Here is a 1,431-nt window from a genome sequence, read left to right as displayed (position 1 = left end):
GGTCAAGTCCCTGGAGGTGGTGTACGACGTCGTCGCGTGATTCCTCGGGAGTGGGTCAGGCAGTCAAGGCCGGTGTCACCTCCCCGGTCTCCTCGGCGACACTGTCGGCGGGCTTGTCGGTGCGGGAGCGGGCCAGCACGTCCAGTCCGAGGTAGCGGCGCCCTTCGATCCACTCGTCGTGCTGTTCTGCCAACACCGCACCGACAAGACGGATCAAGGCAGTACGATCAGGAAAGATCCCGACCACATCGGTTCTCCTGCGGATTTCTTTATTGAGGCGCTCCTGCGGATTGTTGCTCCAGATCTGTTTCCAGATCTGCTTGGGAAAAGCCGTGAACGCCAACAGATCCGAACGCGCAGCATCGAGGTGATCGGCCACCTTCGGCAGCTTCTCGGACAGTGCATCGATGATCCGATCATATTGGGCATGAACGGAATCCGTGTCAGGCTGGTCGTAGACCGAGTGCAGCAGCGTCTTCACCCAGGGCCACGACGACTTCGGCGTGACGGCCATGAGGTTCGTCGCGTAGTGGGTGCGGCACCTCTGCCAGGAGGCGCCGGGCAGGGTCGCGCCGATCGCCGCCACGAGGCCGGCGTGGGCATCGGAGGTCACCAGCCTCACCCCGGACAGGCCGCGGGCCACCAACCCGCGGAAGAAGGTCAGCCAACCCGCGCCGTCCTCGGCGGAGGTGACGTCCAGCCCCAGGATCTCGCGGTAACCGTCGGCATTGACCCCAACCGCGACCAGGGCGTGCACGTTCACCACCCGTCCGTTCTCGCGGACCTTGAGCACCAGGGCGTCGGCGGCGACGAACGTGTATGGACCGGCATCGAGGGGGCGGTTCCGGAAGGCCTCGACCTGGGTGTCGAGGTCTTTCGCCATCACGCTGACCTGAGACTTCGACAGCGAAGTGATCCCCAAGGTATCGACGAGTTTCTCCATCCGTCGCGTGGAGACCCCGAGCAGGTAGCAGGTCGCAACAACCGAGGTCAGGGCACGTTCGGCCCGCTTGCGCCGCTCGAGCAGCCAGTCCGGAAAATAGGACCCTTGCCGCAGCTTGGGGATGGCCACGTCGAGGGTGCCGACGCGGGTATCGAAGTCGCGGTGCCGGTAGCCGTTGCGGGAGTTGGTGCGCTCGTCGGAGCGTTGGCCGTAGCCGGCACCGCACAGAGCGTCAGCCTCGGCGCCCATCAGGGCGTGGATGAACATCGTCAGCAGCTCACGCAGCAGGTCGGGGCTGGCGTCGGTGAGTCGGTCTTCGACAAGCCGGCGCAGGTCGATATCGTGGGCAGTGGTCATCGCGTGCTCTTTCGTCGAGTCGAGTTGGTAGCTCTCTCGAAGAATCACGCGGTGACCGTCTTTCGTTCGGTTACGACACGCCGGTCATCGGGATCCGATCCGGCTCGTACACCATCCTGATGGACGCAACC

At 64.5% G+C, this 1,431-nt stretch carries 1 protein-coding gene; it reads right to left on the bottom strand.

The window, feature by feature from the left end; genetic code table 11:
* Positions 1 to 55: 55 nt before the first annotated feature.
* On the bottom strand, positions 56 to 1,300 hold the full coding sequence (locus tag G6039_RS30105) for an IS256 family transposase (protein WP_037200735.1): 1,245 nt from the start codon (positions 1,298 to 1,300) through the stop codon (positions 56 to 58).
* Between the last annotated feature and the right edge of the window lie 131 nt (positions 1,301 to 1,431).

The sequence above is a fragment of the Rhodococcus aetherivorans genome (assembly GCF_011058165.1).
In the GTDB taxonomy this organism is placed as follows: Bacteria; Actinomycetota; Actinomycetes; order Mycobacteriales; family Mycobacteriaceae; genus Rhodococcus; species Rhodococcus aetherivorans.
The sequence above is the reverse complement of the archived record's forward strand: the minus strand, read 5'-3'. Positions and strand labels throughout refer to the sequence as shown.

Coding starts and splice junctions, on each gene's coding strand:
- G6039_RS30105 (WP_037200735.1), bottom strand. CDS start 1,300: ATGACCACTGCCCACGATATCGACCTGCGCCGGCTTGTCGAAGACCGA.